The organism is Sphingomonas sp. P2_B6 (genome assembly GCF_056404755.1).
Genome location: NZ_JBFUDK010000002.1, coordinates 82,988 through 98,383 on the forward strand (window position 1 = coordinate 82,988; position 15,396 = coordinate 98,383).

General features: G+C 65.2%; 19 protein-coding genes. 8 read left to right on the top strand and 11 right to left on the bottom strand.

Translation table 11 applies throughout. The features are described from left to right. Nucleotides 1-48 precede the first annotated feature (48 nt). Nucleotides 49-1,092, top strand: a complete 1,044-nt coding sequence (gene mgrA / locus AC1DX5_RS02925; RefSeq protein ID WP_478014343.1) for an L-glyceraldehyde 3-phosphate reductase — start codon at nt 49-51, stop codon at nt 1,090-1,092. Nucleotides 1,093-1,470: 378 nt separating this feature from the next. On the opposite strand, the gene AC1DX5_RS02930 is transcribed toward mgrA, so the two are convergent. Both AC1DX5_RS02930 and AC1DX5_RS02935 read right to left on the bottom strand, forming a co-directional pair. After that, nucleotides 1,471-1,707 carry a hypothetical protein gene (locus tag AC1DX5_RS02930; protein ID WP_465173203.1) on the bottom strand — a complete coding sequence of 79 codons (237 nt, stop codon included), beginning with the start codon at nt 1,705-1,707 and terminating at the stop codon, nt 1,471-1,473. A 130-nt stretch (nt 1,708-1,837) separates the two neighbouring features. Further along, entirely contained in the window at nt 1,838-3,169 is a 1,332-nt protein-coding gene (locus tag AC1DX5_RS02935) for a M20/M25/M40 family metallo-hydrolase (RefSeq protein WP_465173925.1), read from the bottom strand. Nucleotides 3,170-3,411: 242 nt separating this feature from the next. Between AC1DX5_RS02935 and ettA the strand changes: the two genes are divergently transcribed. The 3 genes from ettA to AC1DX5_RS02950 are packed head-to-tail and all read left to right on the top strand — an operon-like array spanning nt 3,412 to nt 6,123. After that, nucleotides 3,412-5,091: an energy-dependent translational throttle protein EttA gene (ettA, locus tag AC1DX5_RS02940; RefSeq protein ID WP_465173204.1), complete on the top strand. Its 1,680-nt coding sequence runs from the start codon at nt 3,412-3,414 to the stop codon at nt 5,089-5,091. After that, a complete protein-coding gene (locus AC1DX5_RS02945) occupies nt 5,091-5,627 on the top strand; it encodes a CYTH domain-containing protein (protein WP_478014103.1) in 537 nt (178 codons plus the stop codon). The genes ettA and AC1DX5_RS02945 overlap by 1 nt, the downstream gene beginning before the upstream one ends. A 49-nt stretch (nt 5,628-5,676) precedes the next feature. After that, the gene (locus AC1DX5_RS02950; protein WP_478014105.1) at nt 5,677-6,123 is read left to right on the top strand and encodes a nucleoside deaminase; all 447 of its coding nucleotides are present in this window, start codon (nt 5,677-5,679) and stop codon (nt 6,121-6,123) included. Between the two features lie 9 nt (nt 6,124-6,132). Here the strand turns inward: AC1DX5_RS02950 and AC1DX5_RS02955 are convergent, their stop codons facing one another. Continuing rightward, nucleotides 6,133-6,399 carry an acylphosphatase gene (locus tag AC1DX5_RS02955; RefSeq protein ID WP_465173207.1) on the bottom strand — a complete coding sequence of 89 codons (267 nt, stop codon included), beginning with the start codon at nt 6,397-6,399 and terminating at the stop codon, nt 6,133-6,135. A 264-nt stretch (nt 6,400-6,663) separates the two neighbouring features. Between AC1DX5_RS02955 and AC1DX5_RS02960 the strand changes: the two genes are divergently transcribed. Continuing rightward, a complete protein-coding gene (locus tag AC1DX5_RS02960; RefSeq protein WP_465173208.1) occupies nt 6,664-7,341 on the top strand; it encodes a DUF3108 domain-containing protein in 678 nt (225 codons plus the stop codon). A 1-nt stretch (nt 7,342) separates the two neighbouring features. Further along, on the top strand, nt 7,343-8,305 hold the full coding sequence (locus AC1DX5_RS02965; RefSeq protein ID WP_465173209.1) for a hypothetical protein: 963 nt from the start codon (nt 7,343-7,345) through the stop codon (nt 8,303-8,305). On the opposite strand, the gene AC1DX5_RS02970 is transcribed toward AC1DX5_RS02965, so the two are convergent. The 3 genes from AC1DX5_RS02970 to AC1DX5_RS02980 form a co-directional block, all read right to left on the bottom strand. Then, nucleotides 8,306-8,686 (bottom strand): DoxX family protein, encoded by a 381-nt coding sequence (locus tag AC1DX5_RS02970; RefSeq protein ID WP_465173210.1) that lies wholly within the window; start codon nt 8,684-8,686, stop codon nt 8,306-8,308. Nucleotides 8,687-8,763: 77 nt separating this feature from the next. Further along, nucleotides 8,764-9,246 carry a GreA/GreB family elongation factor gene (locus tag AC1DX5_RS02975; protein WP_478014106.1) on the bottom strand — a complete coding sequence of 161 codons (483 nt, stop codon included), beginning with the start codon at nt 9,244-9,246 and terminating at the stop codon, nt 8,764-8,766. Nucleotides 9,247-9,356: 110 nt separating this feature from the next. Continuing rightward, a complete protein-coding gene (locus tag AC1DX5_RS02980) occupies nt 9,357-11,348 on the bottom strand; it encodes a lytic transglycosylase domain-containing protein (RefSeq protein WP_478014107.1) in 1,992 nt (663 codons plus the stop codon). An 89-nt stretch (nt 11,349-11,437) separates the two neighbouring features. Here AC1DX5_RS02980 and dapA point away from each other — a divergent pair, with 89 nt between their 5' ends. Then, complete coding sequence (dapA, locus tag AC1DX5_RS02985) at nt 11,438-12,319, top strand: 4-hydroxy-tetrahydrodipicolinate synthase (RefSeq protein ID WP_478014109.1); 882 nt, start codon at nt 11,438-11,440, stop codon at nt 12,317-12,319. 24 nt (nt 12,320-12,343) lie between these two features. Here the strand turns inward: dapA and AC1DX5_RS02990 are convergent, their stop codons facing one another. Then, a complete protein-coding gene (locus AC1DX5_RS02990) occupies nt 12,344-12,997 on the bottom strand; it encodes a CAP domain-containing protein (protein ID WP_478014110.1) in 654 nt (217 codons plus the stop codon). Nucleotides 12,998-13,068: 71 nt separating this feature from the next. On the opposite strand from AC1DX5_RS02990, the gene AC1DX5_RS02995 reads away from it, so the two are divergent. After that, a complete protein-coding gene (locus AC1DX5_RS02995) occupies nt 13,069-13,284 on the top strand; it encodes a hypothetical protein (RefSeq protein WP_478014112.1) in 216 nt (71 codons plus the stop codon). A 102-nt stretch (nt 13,285-13,386) separates the two neighbouring features. Here AC1DX5_RS02995 and rplI read toward each other — a convergent pair whose 3' ends face one another. The 4 genes from rplI to AC1DX5_RS03015 all read right to left on the bottom strand — a co-directional run bounded on the left by rplI (nt 13,387) and on the right by AC1DX5_RS03015 (nt 15,247). Next, entirely contained in the window at nt 13,387-13,995 is a 609-nt protein-coding gene (gene rplI, locus AC1DX5_RS03000; protein ID WP_465173216.1) for a 50S ribosomal protein L9, read from the bottom strand. 12 nt (nt 13,996-14,007) lie between these two features. Beyond that, nucleotides 14,008-14,232 carry a 30S ribosomal protein S18 gene (gene rpsR / locus AC1DX5_RS03005; protein WP_034158365.1) on the bottom strand — a complete coding sequence of 75 codons (225 nt, stop codon included), beginning with the start codon at nt 14,230-14,232 and terminating at the stop codon, nt 14,008-14,010. 14 nt (nt 14,233-14,246) lie between these two features. Beyond that, nucleotides 14,247-14,669, bottom strand: a complete 423-nt coding sequence (gene rpsF / locus AC1DX5_RS03010; protein ID WP_465173926.1) for a 30S ribosomal protein S6 — start codon at nt 14,667-14,669, stop codon at nt 14,247-14,249. Nucleotides 14,670-14,839: 170 nt separating this feature from the next. Beyond that, complete coding sequence (locus AC1DX5_RS03015) at nt 14,840-15,247, bottom strand: RcnB family protein (protein ID WP_465173217.1); 408 nt, start codon at nt 15,245-15,247, stop codon at nt 14,840-14,842. Between the last annotated feature and the right edge of the window lie 149 nt (nt 15,248-15,396).

Sequence of the window (15,396 nt, forward strand, 5' to 3'; positions counted from 1 at the left end):
CGCGCCGCCCGGCGCTGAATGCCCCGATTCGACCCACAGGAGTTCATGGTGCCCTATCCCACGCCCTATACCGCCGATCCCGCCCGCTATGACGGACGCATGCCCTATCGCCGGTGTGGCCGGAGCGGGCTCGACCTGCCGGCGATCTCGCTTGGCCTGTGGCAGAATTTCGGCGGCGAGGACGTGTTCGAGACGGGCAGGGCGATGCTGCGCCGCGCGTTCGACCGGGGCGTCACTCATTTCGATCTCGCGAATAATTACGGCCCGCCTTACGGATCGGCCGAGGAAAATTTCGGCCGGGTGCTCGCCACCGATTTCGCCGGGCATCGCGACGAGCTCGTCATTTCCTCCAAGGCCGGATGGGACATGTGGCCCGGGCCGTATGGCGATGTCGGCGGATCGCGCAAATATCTGATCGCAAGCTGCGACCAGAGCCTCAAGCGCATGGGGCTCGATTATGTCGACATTTTCTATTCGCACCGCGTCGACCCGAAGACCCCGCTCGAGGAGACGATGGGCGCGCTCGCCCACCTCCATCGCCAGGGCAAGGCGCTCTATGTCGGCATCTCCTCCTATTCGCCCGAGCTGACGCGCAAGGCCGCGGCGATCCTGCGCGAGGAGCGGGTGCCGCTGCTGATCCATCAGCCGAGCTATTCGATGCTCAACCGCTGGATCGAGAACGGGCTGCTCGACACGCTTGAGGAACTGGGCACCGGCTGCATCGCCTTTTCGCCGCTCGCCCAGGGCATGCTGAGCAACAAATATCTCGGCGGCGTTCCTGCGGACGCGCGTGCGAGCAAGGCAGGGTCGCTCGGCCAGCGCATGCTGTCGGAGGACAATCTCGGGCGAATTCGCGCCCTGAACACGATCGCCGAACGGCGCGGCCAGACATTGGCGCAGATGGCGATCGCCTGGGTGCTGCGCGATCCGCGCGTCACCTCGGCGCTGGTCGGGGCGCGGACGGTGCAACAGCTCGATGATTCGCTCGATGCGGTCAATCGGCTTGGATTCGACGAGGCCGAATTGCGCGAGATCGATCAATATGCGGGAGAGGGCGGGATCGATCTGTGGAAGGTGTCATCAACCCTTTAGGCCGTGCAACGCGAGTGAGGGGGCCGTCGCTCAGCGCTCGAAAGAGCTCGAAGAACCTTTCATAATATTTTGATATAAAAAGATATTATTCCATATCCTTCATCGCGGAGGGGACAGGAGATATGGGACATGCTGGTGTCCCATATCTCCCGGCCGCGAGGTGCTGGAGTTCCGCCCCGGCCATGATTCAATCCTGACACAGGGTCTCGCATGGACTCGCTGCCGGACGTCTCGGCGTGCTGTTTCCCATTGCCGAACGGCGCCGCAAAGCGGCGAATGCGCCGGACTGGCGCCGCCGGGAGGCCGCAAACGAAAAGGGCGCCCCCGAAGGGACGCCCTCTCGAAACAACTGACCGGGCCGAAGCCCGGCCGAGCCGATTACTTTACGTTCGCCGTGACGTTGTCAGCAGCGTCGTGCAGGTTGTCGGCGGCGTTCTCGAGAACGTCGGCAGCAACAGCGTTCGACGTGTTGTCGGCGATCGCGTCAAGATTGTCGGCAGCTGCGTCCAGGTTGTCGGCCACTGCTTCCGCGTTGTTCTCGGCAGGAGTGGGCTTCGTGCAGGCGGCGAGCGACATCAGGCCGGCGGCGGCGAGAACAAAGGCGATCTTCTTCATGCGGATGCTCCCAAGCATAGCAAAACTTCGCGGCCAGCCCGATTGCTACCACGAGCCGCTTTTCATAGCGGACGTTGCAGGTGCGTCAATCGCAATTCATCTGGCAGAAAGCTTCGATCACGGTTTTCCGTCATTTCTTGACCGGAACCGCACCAATCTCCTCTGGCGCGTTCGCAACCACGGCAAGCATCGCGGTCCATGCGGCGACATTCTGGCGTAGTTGCTCGATATCGATCACGTCCAGCGTGTCCTCGGGCGTGTGATGATAGTCGAAATAGCGCAGGCCATCCTGGTTGAGGTCGATCCCGGCGACGCCCGTCGCGAGCACGGGTTCGACATCGGTGCCGCCATTGGCGACACCCTGGCCGCGGATCACGCCGATCGGGGTTAGCGCCGCCGCCAGCCGGTCAGCGACCGGTTTCGCGCTGTCGGGCAGGTTGGTCTCGAACCGCCAGACCCGGTCAGCGCCGAAATCGGATTCGGTCGCGATCGCATGGCGTTCGCCGGCATGCGCCTTGGCATAGGCCTCGCCGCCGAAGCCGCCGGTTTCCTCGTCGCCGAACCAGACGACGCGGATCGTGCGGCGCGGGCGGTTGCCCGAATCCAGCAGCATCTTCGCCGCTGCCGTGGTGATGCCGACGCCCGAGGCATCGTCGATCGCGCCGGTGCCGAGATCCCAGCTGTCGAGATGGCCGCCGATCAGGACGATTCCGGCATTCGGATCGGTGCCCGGCACTTCCGCGATGACGTTGCCGGACTCGCGCATGCCGACCCGCTTCGGCGTGAGCAGCAGATGGAGCGTGACGGGCTTGCCGCGCTTGACCATGCGTTCGAGATTCGCCGCATCCGCCACCGACAGGGCAGCGGCGGGGATCGGCGCGACGCCGGCTTCGAAATTGGTGACGCCGGCATGCGGCCCGCGGCCGTGATCGGTACCGATCGACCGGATGACGATCGCGCTCGCTCCCTTTTTCGCGGCGATGTTCGGCCCCTGGCGCCGCGCGGCACCCTGGCTGCCATAGCTGGAGCCGTCCATCGTGCGCTGCATGGTGTTGGAGACGAAGGCGATCTTGCCTTTCAGGCTGCCGTCCGGCGCTGCGCGCAGATCGTCGATGCTGGGGAAGAACATGATCGGCAGGGTCAGGCCCTCGGGCGGCGTGGCGCCCGAATTGCCGAGCGCGGTGAGGCGCAGCGGCTGCGGGAAGGGCGAAACCACCTCGGCGCTCTCCAGCCCGCGCACCCAGGTATCGAGCTGATAGGTCTCGATACGGACGTTCTTGAAGCCGAGGCTCCTGAGCTTGGCCGCGCCCCAATCGCGTGCCCTGGCCTGTTGCGGCGATCCATCCGGGCGCGGCCCGATCTCGGTGGTCAGGCCCTCGACGATGTCCCAGGCGACATCGTCCTTCAGCGCTGCGTCGCGCAGTTTCCCGATGGCCGGATCGAGCGGGACCTGTTGCGCCATGGCCGGGAAAGCGAGGGCGGAGGCGGCAAGGGCTGCAAAAAGGGAGAGATTACGCACGATCGGGTCCTCCGTTCGCCCTGAAAAGCCGCAGGGCCGTTGCTTCGTCGCTTAGAAGCAAGGCCGGTGTTTCCACAAGCGGCGCGCCAGCGGATTTTTGATGGTGATCCGGTTTGCCAATCGCCCTCGCAATCACTACATGCGCCAGCGAATTCCCCGCATTCAGAAGACGGAGCCAATCGGCGATGGCCGTGCAGTACAGCTATGTGATGAAGGGTCTGACCAAGACCTTCCCGGGTGCCGCCAAGCCGGTGCTCAACAATATCCACCTCCAGTTCCTTGGTGACGCGAAGATCGCGATCATCGGCCCCAACGGGTCGGGCAAGTCGACGCTCATGAAGATCATGGGTGGCATCGATTCCGACTACACGGGCGAGGCCTGGGCCGCTGAAGGCATCAAGGTCGGTTATCTGCCGCAGGAGCCGCAACTCGACCCGACCAAGACGGTGCTGGAGAACGTCAAGCTGGGCGCCGGGCCCGTCGCGACGATGGTCGAGCGCTTCAACGCGATCAGCGCCGAGATGGGCGACCCCAAGGACGACACCGATTTCGATGCGCTGATGGCCGAGATGGGCGAGCTGCAGGAAAAGATCGACGCAGCCGATGGCTGGGCGCTCGACAGCCAGCTGGAGCAGGCCATGGAGGCCCTGCGTTGCCCGCCTGGCGACAGCCCGGTCACCAATTTGTCGGGCGGCGAGAAGCGCCGTGTCGCCTTGTGCAAGCTGCTGCTCGAAAAGCCGGATATCCTGCTGCTCGACGAGCCGACCAACCATCTCGACGCGGAAAGCGTCCAGTGGCTGGAGAATTACCTCAAGGAATATACCGGCAACGTCATCCTGGTGACCCATGACCGCTATTTCCTCGATAACGTAGTCAACTGGGTGCTCGAGCTCGATCGCGGCCGCTACTACACCTACGAATCCAACTATTCGGGCTATCTCGAAAAGAAGGTGAAGCGGCTCGAGCAGGAAGAGCGCGAGGAGCAGGGCAAGGCCAAGGCGATCGCCGACGAGCTCGCCTGGATGCGCCAGACCCCCAAGGCCCGCCAGACCAAGTCCAAGGCACGTATCCGCGCGTTCGACGAGCTGATGGAGAAGCAGGAGAACCGCTCGGTCGGCAAGGCGCAGATCCTGATCCAGCTGCCGGAACGGCTCGGCGGCAAGGTGATCGAAGCCAAGGGCCTGACCAAGGCTTATGGCGACAAATTGCTGTTCGAGAATCTCGATTTCGTGCTGCCGCCGGGCGGCATCGTCGGCGTGATCGGGCCGAACGGCGCGGGCAAGTCGACGCTGTTCAAGCTGATCACCGGGCAAGAGCAGCCCGATGGCGGCACCATCGAGGTCGGCCAGACGGTCAAGCTCGGCTATGTCGACCAGAGCCGCGACGATCTCGATCCCAACAAGAATGTCTGGGAAGAGATTTCGGACAAGCTCGAGGTGTTCCGCTTCGGCAAGCAGGAGCTCGGCACGCGGGCCTATGTCGGCGCGTTCAACTTCAAGGGCCAGGACCAGCAGAAAAAGGTCGGCCAGCTATCCGGCGGTGAGCGCAACCGCGTCCATCTCGCCAAGATGCTGAAGGAGGGCGGCAACGTCCTGCTGCTCGACGAACCGACCAACGATCTCGACGTCGAGACGCTGCGCGCGCTCGAAGAGGCGCTGGAGAGCTTCGCCGGCTGCGCTGTGGTGATCAGCCATGACCGCTTCTTCCTCGATCGCCTCGCGACCCACATTCTCGCTTTCGAGGGCGACAGCCATGTCGAATGGTTCGAGGGCAATTTCGAGAGCTATGAGGCGGACAAGCGCCGCCGCCTGGGCGACGCGGCCGACCGGCCGACGCGTCTGGCGTACAAGAAGCTGACCCGGTAATGCGCGGCGGCGGCGACGAAGCTCGCTCGCCGAAATACGCGCATATCGAGCGGGAGCGCCGCTTCCTCGTCGATCGCGCAAGCCGGCCTGAACTGGCCGGCTTGCCGTTCGTCCGGATCGAGGATCGTTATGTCACGGATACGCGGCTGCGATTGCGCCGGATGTCCGACAGCGCGACCGGACAGGTCGTGCACAAGCTGACCAAGAAATACGAGGCTGCCGACCCTCTCGCGCGGCCGATCGTGACGGCCTATCTGAGCGAGGCCGAATATGACGTGTTCGTCTCGCTGCCTGCCAGGATCCTGAGCAAGCGGCGCTATCCCGTCATAACACCGCACGGGACCTTCGGTATCGACCTGTTCGAGGGCGTTCTGGAGGGGCTGGAGCTGGCCGAGATCGAGTTGGCCGATGCCGCGCTGAGGGGCCTGCCTGCGCCTTCATGGGCAATTGCGGACGTTAGTAGCGACCAACGGTACAATGGCGACCAGCTGGCGCATCTGGACGATGTCGCGGCGATCCTCGCAGTTCCAAGATAGCCCGTTCATCGCTCTCGACCGGACGCGTTGAGAGCGATAGCCTGCGCCGATGAGCGATCTCCATGTCCCCTTCGTCACCCGCTGCTTCGATCTCGCGGCGCAGGGCCTGTCAGAAGGCGGGCTACCGATCGGATCGGTGCTGGTCAGCGACGGGCGGATCATCGGCGAAGGCTATAACCGGCGAGTCCAGCAGGGCGACCCGATCGCGCATGGCGAGATGGACTGCCTGCGCAATGCCGGCCGCCGGCCGCATTATCGCGACACCATCCTCTATACCTCGCTCAGCCCGTGCATGATGTGCGCTGGCACGATCGTGCAGTTCGGCATTCCCCATGTCGTGATCGCCGAGAACCGGAATTTCGGCGGCAATGAGGATTTCCTGCGCGAGCGCGGCGTGCGCGTGGAGGTGGTGGACGATCCCCGCTGCATCGACCTGATGGCACGTTTCATCGCCGAGCATCCGGCGCTGTGGAACGAGGATATCGCCGAGGGCTGACCCGCTCCGCTATGCCTGGATGCCGAGGCGCTTGTTGAAGCCCTTGAGATGGATTTCCCCAACCGCCTGAACCTCGACATCGTCGACGCGGGCGAGTTGCGGTCCCTGGCGGCACGCCTCGACCAGAGCATTCAGCGCCGTGTCCTCGCCCGATGCCATGATCTCGACCCGGCCGTCCTGGACGTTGCGCACCCAGCCGGTCACGCCCAGTGCATTCGCCGTCCAGATCGTCCAGTTGCGATACCCAACGCCCTGCACCTTCCCACTCACGATCATTCTCTGTGTCGCGCTCATTTGTCGTTTCTCGCTTTACACGACCGTGCGACCCCCGCCCGGCCAGCGCAAACCCTAACAGCGCCCGATCCGGCCAATAGCCCGGCACGCCCTCATTCGCCGCGATTCCAGCAGATTCCGGCGTGAGATGACTGATTTTCGAGATGGTTAGCGCTGGCTTCTGAGAGCGCTGCCGCCGTCTTTGCGAACGGCTGCGCGTGGTGTATTGCGCGAACAATACGGCCTGATCGCAAAGGAAACGCAGGAATGATAGTAGCGATGTTGCTGGCAGTCGCCGCGCTCCCTGACGGCGACAGGCTGAAGGCCGGCACTGCCTGTTACGCGATCGTGCGCGAGACGCCGGCGGGCGCGTCGGTGATCGGCGCGACATGGCAGAGCATTCGCCAGACCGAGGTGGCGGGGCAGCCGGCATGGGACATCGTCGTCCATCAGCGAGTCGCCAACGGCGCCTTCGATCTGCGCGATCACTTCGTGCTGGCGCGCAAGGATCTGCGGCCGATCGCCTTCGACAGCCGCAAGCTCGGCAAGGAGCATGTCCGGCTGCGCTATGCCGATGGCCGGATCACCGGATCGCGGATGGACAAGGATGTCGCGGTGCCCGTCGATCTGGCCGCGCCGGAACCGGTCTGGGAGGGCAATCTCTGGGGCGTGACCTTCGGTGCGCTGCCGCTCGGGGACGGTGGTGCGTACACGCTGCCCTTCTATCAATATGACAAGGGCTTCGGGACGTTCACGCTGCGTGTGACGGGCAGCGAGACCGTCGAGACGCCGGGCGGCAAGGTCGCGGCGTGGACGGTCGATGCGGGCACCGGCCCAGACCGGCGCGTCACCTATCTCATCGCCAAGGCCGACGGAGCCGAACTCGGTACCCGGGCGCCGGGTTTTGCCACGCGCCTCGGCGGCGATTGCGCGGGGCTGGAATAGCGTGATCCTTGCGACGATGATGGCGGCTGCGCTGGCGGTGCAGGCGAGCGCGACACCCGCGATGCCGCAAGAGAAAGCGGCGCCGGTAGCGGCGTCCGCGGACTTCACCTCCCACACCGCGGCCTTCACGGCGTTTGTCGACGAGACGGCGGCGATGCCGGAAGCGGAACGCGTCCGGTTGTTCCGCACCCGCTTCAACACCCTGTTCCCGGGCTTCTACCAACCCAATGGGCGGACCGAGGCGCAATATGACGCCAGCGTCGCGGCGGCGTTGGCCGGATTTCCCACCATCCGCGTGAAATACACGGCCGCGTCCGATGCCTTCGCCCAGGCGTTCACGACCGGCCAGACCCGCTTCCGCAAGACCTTTCCCGACTACAAGCTCAACATGCCGGTCTATCTGGTCCATTCGCTCGGCCAGATGGATGGCGGATCGCGGACCATCAACGGGCGGAACGTGATGGTGTTCGGCGCCGACGTCATTGCGAAGATCCATGACGAGACGACGATCGCGCCGTTCCTCGATCACGAGCTGTTCCATCTCTATCACGCCACCTGGTTTCCCGACTGCGACGCGCTGTGGTGCTCGTTATGGCAGGAAGGCATGGCGGTCTATGTCGCGTCGCGGATGAACCCGGGGGCGAGCGAGCGCCAGCTGCTGCTCACCATCCCCGAACCGCTGCCCGCCGCCGTCAATCCCCGGCTCGGGGAGGCGATGTGCCTGGCCCGCGCCAAGTTCGACGCCACCGAGCAGGCGGACTTCGCGCCCTTCTTCTTCAACCGGCCGAGCAAGGGGCCGTTCCCGCCACGCTTCGGCTATTATCTCGGCTATCTGCTCGCGCAGAAGATCGGCACGACGATGCCGTTGATCGAGATGGCGCATCTGCCGCCGGCCAAGGTCAGGCCGCTGCTCGAACAGGCGCTCGCCGGGAACGGGGCTTGCCCCGCACCCCCCAGGGGGTGATCACGCCCTGGTGCGGGCCGCGTCAGCGCTCCACACGCCGCCACCGGCAGCTGCGAGGTAGAGGAAGATGAAGCAATAGAGCATCGCCGGTTCACCGCCATTGGCGGCCGGGAAGAAGCCCTGTGGGAGATGCGCCATGAAATAGGCGACCGCGCACATGCCGGACAGGACGAACGCGACGGGGCGGGTGAAGAGCCCGATCACGATCAGCGTGCCGCCGACCAGTTCGAGCACGCCGGCTGTGGTCAGCAATGGATTGAGCGGCATCGGGAAGGGCGGAATGCCGAAGAATTTCGAGACGCCGTGCTGGAGGAAACCCAGCCCGGCAACGATGCGCAGGAGGCTGAGAAGCTGGGAAGACCAGGTCGCGGGGATCGGCATGACGGTTCCTCTCGGGTCGTTTCGTTGCCCGATCGTTTCATGATGGGCGAGTGCCGTCAATCGGCCCGCCGGAAACGCTAGGTTGCCGGGTAGGAGATGGCGATCACCTCATATTCGCGCTCGCCCGCGGGCAGGACGACCCGGCGCAGATCGCCGACCGCTGATCCGCGCAGGGCGCGGGCGAGAGGGGCATTCCAGCCGATCCGGCCAATCGCCGCGTCGGTCTCATCGTCGCCCACCAGGGTCAGCACGCGTTCGACATCGTCCTCATCGGCAATCGTCACGGTGGCGCCGAACCAGACGCGCGCGCGGTCGGGCTGGGCGGTCGGGTCGATCACCACCGCTGCCTTCATCCGCCTGGCTAGCCACCCGAGCCGCCGGTCGATCTCGCGCAGGCGTTTGCGGCCGTAGATGTAATCGCCATTCTCGGAGCGGTCGCCATTGCCGGCCGCCCAGGAGATCACCTCGACCAGCCTGGGGCGTTCGTCGCTCAGCAATGTCGTATATTCGGCGCTCAGCGTCTTGTAGCCGGCGGGGGTGATGTAGTTGGGGCGGTCCATGGTCTTCCGTCATGCCGGACTTGTTCCGGCATCCACTGATCCGCAGGCGCGGCGAACGATAGGTGTGCGGCACGATGGACCCCGGCACAAGTCCGGGGTGACGGACCTGCTCAGCCCGCCGTGCTCTTCCCGAGATACCAGCTGATCCGTTTCGTCCCGCTGCTGCGCGAGCGCGACGGGTTCATCAGATCATAGACCACCGCATTCTCCAGCACGCGCTGGACGTAATTCTTGGTCTCGTAGATCGGGATGGCCTCGATCCAGTCGATCATGTCGACGCCGGGCGTGCGCGGATCGCCGTTCGCCCTCAGCCATTTGTTCACATTGCCCGGGCCGGCATTATACGCCGCCACCGCCAGCGGATAGCTGCCATAGAGCCGGTAGATCCGCTCGAAATAGCTCGAGCCGAGCATGATGTTGTAGTCGGTGTCGCTGGTCAGCGAGCCCGGATCATAGGACATGCCCAGCTTGCCCGCCGTCTCGCGCGCGGTGCCGGGCATGAGCTGCATCAGCCCGCGCGCGCCGGCATGGCTGACCGCCGCGCGATCGAACTGGCTTTCCTGCCGCGCGATGGCGTGGATGATCGTCCAGCTGTCCTGGCTGGAGGCCGGCACGCGCACATTGGGGAAGCCCAGCGTGCTATATTCGCTGAGGCCGTTCTGCAGGGCGCTGCGGCCCACCATCACGCCGAGATCGGGGCGGCCCAGGGTCCGCGACAGCTCGCTCGCCAGGACATGATCGCTGTCGGTCTTGGCGTCGATCGCGATCTGGCGGACAAAGGCGGTCTGATCCTGCCACGAGCCCACCGAGCCGAGATATTGCGCCGCGCGCACCGTCTCGCGGCCGTAAAAGGCCGCGCGGAGCTGCGGATCGACCGGCTTCATCAACGGACTGCCCGGCGGCGTCAGCGCCAGGCCGAGCCGCTCGGTCGCCAGCTGGCCGTAGAACAGGTCGCGAAAACCCGCAGCGCGCGCATAATAGCCGTTGGCTTCCTGGCGGCGACCGGCCGCTTCCGCCGCCCGCCCAGCCCAGTAGAAACCCTTCGACTGAGTGGTCGGGGTCTTCGAGGCACCGGCATAGCGGGTGAACATGCCGATCGCGTCGGCGGGCCGCCCGAGCTGGCTCATCGCGGTCTGGCCGGCGAGCCAGGCGAGGCTCGTATAGTCGTCGCGCTCGCCATAAGGCTGTTCGCTGATGTCGGTGCCGGCCGGATAGGCGTCGTCGAGCTGGCGCGCGATGTCGAACGCCGTGGAATATTGCGCATCGGCCGCCGCGCCGCGTGCGTTGGTCAGCAGCGCTTCGAACCATTTTTCCGGGCTCCCCGGGCGCGCGGTGAGCGCCGGGCGCCGCGCGAGCAGGCTGCGCGCGCTGGGCGAGGCATTGTTGGTGCGGAACCAGGCGGCACGGTCGGCCAGATAGCCGGGGTCGCCCGCGCCCATGGCGCTGGCATCGGCGGCGAGCGTGGCGGCATTGGCCGCATTGGTGCGAAGGGCCAGGCGCGCCTCGAACAGCGGGCGCTTCGACGGGCTGACCAGTGCCAGCTGGCGCTGCGCCGACGGGATCGAGCCCTGCCAGAGCAGCATGTCCATGCGGGCGTCATGGTCGGCCGGGGTCAGAGCGCCGGAAAAGCCGCCGATCAGCTTCGCCTCGTCCAGCGCGGAGAGCGATCCGGATACCCAGGCCTTTCTGGCGGCAAGGGTCGCCTCTCGGCGCGCGCCGGTCGCGGCCAGCGCCTCGGCGAAGCGAGTCCTGCCCGCGCCGGTGAGCGGCGCATAGCGGCGGAAATAGGTGACGGCAGTGCCCGGCGACCAGGTGCCGGCGGACAGCGCATTCTCCGCGCTGCGCCGCATCGCCATCTCGCCGGGCCAGCCGGGATGGGCGAGCAGGAAGCGCGCATAGGTGTCGAACGGATAGCTCGAACTGTCCTGCAGCGATTTCCATTCAGTGATCGTGGCGGAGAGCGCGCTGTTCGCGGCGGCCGATCCCTCCAGCACCTGCTGGGCGCGGCCCCAGCCGAGTTGATCCTGCGCTGCCCCGGAGGTCATCGCCAGGCCCGAAACACCGGCGAACAGCAATCCCGACTTGATCAATGACGGTATCATGTGGACAGGATATGGCAGCGGACCTTATTTGTCGCTGAACAAATTACGAAAATGCGACGGAATCACCGCCGCCCAGGAGCAGATCAACCATGTTTTCGGGATCGATCCCGGCGCTCGTCACGCCGTTCGAGGAAGACGGCGCCTTCGCCGAGAGTGCGTATCGCGATTTCATCGACTGGCAGATCGAGCAAGGGTCGGCCGCGGTCGTGCCCTGCGGCACCACCGGCGAGGCCGCGACTCTGTCGGCCGAGGAGCATTTCCACGCCGTGCGGGTCTGCGTCGAGCAGGCGGCGGGGCGGGTGCCGGTGATCGCCGGCGCGGGCTCCAACGACACGCGCGTCGCGATCCAGAACATCAAGGCCGCGAAGGACGCCGGCGCCGATGCCGCGCTGATGGTCCCGCCTTATTACAACCGCCCCAACCAGGAGGGCATCTTCCGGCATTTCGAGGCCGTGGCCAACAGCTGCAACCTGCCGATCATATTGTACAATGTGCCGGGCCGCACCGTTACCGACATCGCGGTCGAGACGATGGGGCGTATCGCAAAGGCCTTTCCCAGCGTGGTCGGCGTCAAGGACGCGACGGGCATCATCCAGCGCGTCTCCGCGCAGCGCGATGCCTGCGGCCCCGATTTCTGCCAGATCTCGGGCAACGACGACATGGCGCTGGCGTTCAACGCGACCGGGGGCAGGGGCTGCATCTCGGTGACGGCGAATGTCGCGCCGAAGCTGTGCGCCGAATTCCAGGCGGCGTGCCAGGCCGGCGAGTATGCCAAGGCGCTCGATTACCAGGATCGCCTGTTCCAGCTGCACGTATCGCTGTTCACCGACGCGTCGCCGGGACCAGTCAAATATGCGCTGAGCCGCGTGCGCCCGGGCTTCCCGCAGGCGCTGCGCCTGCCGATGACATGGCCGGGCGAGGCGAGCCAGCGGGCGGTCGATGCGGGGCTGGCGAAGGCTGGACTACTGTAGGACGGGCGCGTCGCAGCGCGGGAATCAGTGGCCGGAGGCGACGAAGGTCGGCAGCTGTGGCCCGCCATTGGCGGTGGCACTATAATCGATCACGCACAGGTAGCGCACCGTCGGATGCGCCCCGCAGCCGACGCCCGCGAAGCGGTTGCCCGTCGCGAAGATCAGGGCGCGGTGGCCGCGGCCGGGCACGCCGTCGTCGATGACGAGCTGGCGGACCACGGCGTGGTGCTCGTCATAGCCGTAGGAAATGGTCTCGCTGACGAAGATGTCGCCGCCACGGCGCTTCACCCGGTCGCCCGGCATGGCGCCATTGGCTGAGCGATGCCCGTTGCGGCCGGTCTCGCCCTGTTCCTCGGCGAAGTCGCGCGCGGCACGCTCGAGCAGCTCGCCACGTTCGAGCGGCGGCAATGGCTTCTGCCGGTCGAGAAAGGCGATGGCCTCGTCCACTGCATATATCCCCTCGCGCGTCACCTCGCCGACCGGATCGCCCGGCAAGCGCACCACGCGGCCGTCGAACAGCGCGCGATAGTCGCGCAGTTCGTCGGCATATCGCTGCGGATTGGCGCGGACATAGTTTAGTTCGTCGAGCACCGCCGCCTCGAGCGACGGGGGCCGGTCAGCCGCGACAAGAGCGAGCCACCCCAGGCCAAGCGACGCGACGGTCCGACCAATTCCCATTCCGCACGCGCCCCGGCATCCATCGCATCATTGTGACGGATCTCAACGCGTTACGAAGTCCAGCCTGGCGAATGAAGCGTCCGGCGATTCAGTTCGCCGCTGGAAAGTTCCGCTTCGTCGTAAAAATATTCCCGTTCATCCTGTTGAAACCTTTGGCGCCCGTGCGCATTTTTCCTTTCAAGTTCCACGAACACGAAGCGAAACAGGCCATGAAATCCGTCGTTCCGATCTTTCTCGCCCTGATCCCGCTGGTCGCGGTGGTGGGTGCGTGCGTCGCAGCGCCGTAACGCCCAAATAACTCCGATACCCCGCTTCAGGGCGGGACAAAGCAAAAGGGCCGCCCGGATTACTCCGGACGGCCCTTTTTCTATGCTAACCTTGGCAGTCGTTCAGCCCTGGGCCGATTCTTCCGCTTCGGCTGCCGGCTCGGACTGGACCTCGGCGGTCGCGCCCGGCTCTGCGTTCGGATCGTAATCCTCGACAAAGCCGGCTTCGTCCTTTTCGAACATCGCGGTCATCACGTCGACGCCCTTCGCCTGCATCTCGGCCTCTTCAGGCGAGCGTGCGACATTGACCTTGATGGTCACGGCGACTTCGGCGTGCAGCGAGACCTTGACGTCATAGACGCCGATGGCCTTGATCGGCTTGTTCAGCACGATCGCCGACTTCGGCACCTTATGGCCTTCGCTCTCGAGCAGTTCGAGCAGATCGCGCACCGCGACCGAGCCATAAAGCTGGCCGGTGTTGGACGACTGGCGGATCAGCGTCAGCGTGATGCCGTCGATCGTCTTCGCTTCGGTCTCGGCTTCGCCGCGACGTGCGGCGTTGTCGGCCACGATCTTCTCGCGGTTCTTCTCGAAGACCTTGCGGTTGGCTTCGTTCGAGCGAAGCGCCTTCTTGTTCGGCAGCAGGAAGTTACGGGCGAAACCGTCCTTCACCTTCACCACGTCGCCGATGTTGCCGAGCTTCTCAACTCGTTCCAGCAGGATCACATCCATGAGTCCGGCTCCTTACTTAACGATGTAGGGCAGCAGGCCCAGATGACGGGCGCGCTTGATCGCCTGGGCGAGCTCGCGCTGCTTCTTGCCGCTCACCGAGGTGATGCGGCTCGGGACGATCTTGCCACGCTCGGACACGAAGCCCTGCAGCAACCGGACGTCCTTATAGTCGATCCGGGGGGCATCCTTGGCGGAGAACGGGCAGCTCTTGCGGCGGCGGAAAAATGGGCGTGCCATTGTCTATATGCTCCTTATTCGCCGTCGAAGTCGCGACGCGGGCGCTCGGGCCGGTCACCACGGTCCGGACGGTCGCCACGGCCCTCGCGGTCACCACGACGCTCACGGTCACGATCGCTCTTGCGCATCATCACGGTCGGACCCTCTTCGAGAGCGTCGACCTTGACTGTCATGTAGCGGATGATGTCTTCGTTGATCTGGGTCTGGCGCTCCAGCTCGGCGACCACGCCGGCCGGCGCGTCGATTTCGAGCATCACGTAATGCGCCTTGCGGTTCTTCGCGATCTTGTACGCGAGGCTGCGCAGGCCCCAGGACTCGGTCTTCACGACCTTGCCCTTGTTGTCCTCGATGATCTTGGTGGCGTTCTCCGCCAGCGTGTCCACCTGCGCCTGTGCCAGATCCTGGCGCGCAAGGAACACATGCTCGTATAGAGCCATGCTGCTTTCTCTTCTCTTGGCCGATCGCTGACGTACGCACCATGCGCAACGCCCCTCCGGCTATCGTCTCTCAATGCAACCGGGGCGGAAAGCTGGCGCTTCCCACCCCGATGGCGGTCCCTTAGCGGAAATCGGGCGAAAGGCAAGCCTTCCGCCCGATCCGTGCGGTGTTAGCGGAGCGCGCCGGCCAGGATGGCCGCGATCACGCCGCTCGAGATGCCGACCAGCAGCGCGTCATTGCCCGACTGGACATAGCGGTAGCCGCGGGGCGGGGCCTTCAGGTGACGGCCGCGATAGTCGTTGATCACGCGGTAATTGCGTGCCTGGCGATAGTCGAAGCGCTCACCCTTGCGCCAGTTGCTGCGATAGCTGTTCTGGTGGCCGTTGCGATAGTCGGACCGGTTGTCGCGGACGTCGCGCTGGACGACCACGGTCCTGCCCGGTTGATGACGGACTATCGTCTCGTGGCGCTGCTCGGTCTGGCGCTGGGGCTGATACTGGCCGGCCGACGCAGCAGTGGCGGCCAGCGGGCTTGCGACCATCGAGACGGCGATCGCGCTCAGGATGAACTTCTTCATGATACTCACTCCTCGGTGTTGTCAGGCGCCTCGCTTGGCGTCGAACACCTATCTAGGAGTCGGTTGTCGCAGGCCCGTGCCGGAAAGCGGCCGAAATGGTCGCGAAGTGTCGCGGCTTGCCTAAGTCCGTTCAGCTTTCTAGTCCCACC

Excerpts from the sequence above, each read along its gene's own strand:
- rpsF (WP_465173926.1), bottom strand. The coding sequence starts at position 14,669 with ATGGCTCTATACGAGCATGTGTTCCTTGCGCGCCAGGATCTGGCACAG.
- AC1DX5_RS02960 (WP_465173208.1), top strand. The coding sequence starts at position 6,664 with ATGATAGTAGCGATGTTGCTGGCAGTCGCCGCGCTCCCTGACGGCGAC.
- ettA (WP_465173204.1), top strand. The coding sequence starts at position 3,412 with ATGGCCGTGCAGTACAGCTATGTGATGAAGGGTCTGACCAAGACCTTC.
- AC1DX5_RS02930 (WP_465173203.1), bottom strand. The coding sequence starts at position 1,707 with ATGAAGAAGATCGCCTTTGTTCTCGCCGCCGCCGGCCTGATGTCGCTC.
- dapA (WP_478014109.1), top strand. The coding sequence starts at position 11,438 with ATGTTTTCGGGATCGATCCCGGCGCTCGTCACGCCGTTCGAGGAAGAC.
- rpsR (WP_034158365.1), bottom strand. The coding sequence starts at position 14,232 with ATGGCACGCCCATTTTTCCGCCGCCGCAAGAGCTGCCCGTTCTCCGCC.
- AC1DX5_RS03015 (WP_465173217.1), bottom strand. The coding sequence starts at position 15,247 with ATGAAGAAGTTCATCCTGAGCGCGATCGCCGTCTCGATGGTCGCAAGC.
- AC1DX5_RS02955 (WP_465173207.1), bottom strand. The coding sequence starts at position 6,399 with ATGATCGTGAGTGGGAAGGTGCAGGGCGTTGGGTATCGCAACTGGACG.
- AC1DX5_RS02950 (WP_478014105.1), top strand. The coding sequence starts at position 5,677 with ATGAGCGATCTCCATGTCCCCTTCGTCACCCGCTGCTTCGATCTCGCG.
- AC1DX5_RS02975 (WP_478014106.1), bottom strand. The coding sequence starts at position 9,246 with ATGGACCGCCCCAACTACATCACCCCCGCCGGCTACAAGACGCTGAGC.
- AC1DX5_RS02970 (WP_465173210.1), bottom strand. The coding sequence starts at position 8,686 with ATGCCGATCCCCGCGACCTGGTCTTCCCAGCTTCTCAGCCTCCTGCGC.
- AC1DX5_RS02945 (WP_478014103.1), top strand. The coding sequence starts at position 5,091 with ATGCGCGGCGGCGGCGACGAAGCTCGCTCGCCGAAATACGCGCATATC.
- AC1DX5_RS02990 (WP_478014110.1), bottom strand. The coding sequence starts at position 12,997 with ATGGGAATTGGTCGGACCGTCGCGTCGCTTGGCCTGGGGTGGCTCGCT.
- AC1DX5_RS02995 (WP_478014112.1), top strand. The coding sequence starts at position 13,069 with ATGAAGCGTCCGGCGATTCAGTTCGCCGCTGGAAAGTTCCGCTTCGTC.
- AC1DX5_RS02980 (WP_478014107.1), bottom strand. The coding sequence starts at position 11,348 with ATGATACCGTCATTGATCAAGTCGGGATTGCTGTTCGCCGGTGTTTCG.
- rplI (WP_465173216.1), bottom strand. The coding sequence starts at position 13,995 with ATGGATGTGATCCTGCTGGAACGAGTTGAGAAGCTCGGCAACATCGGC.
- AC1DX5_RS02935 (WP_465173925.1), bottom strand. The coding sequence starts at position 3,169 with ATGGCGCAACAGGTCCCGCTCGATCCGGCCATCGGGAAACTGCGCGAC.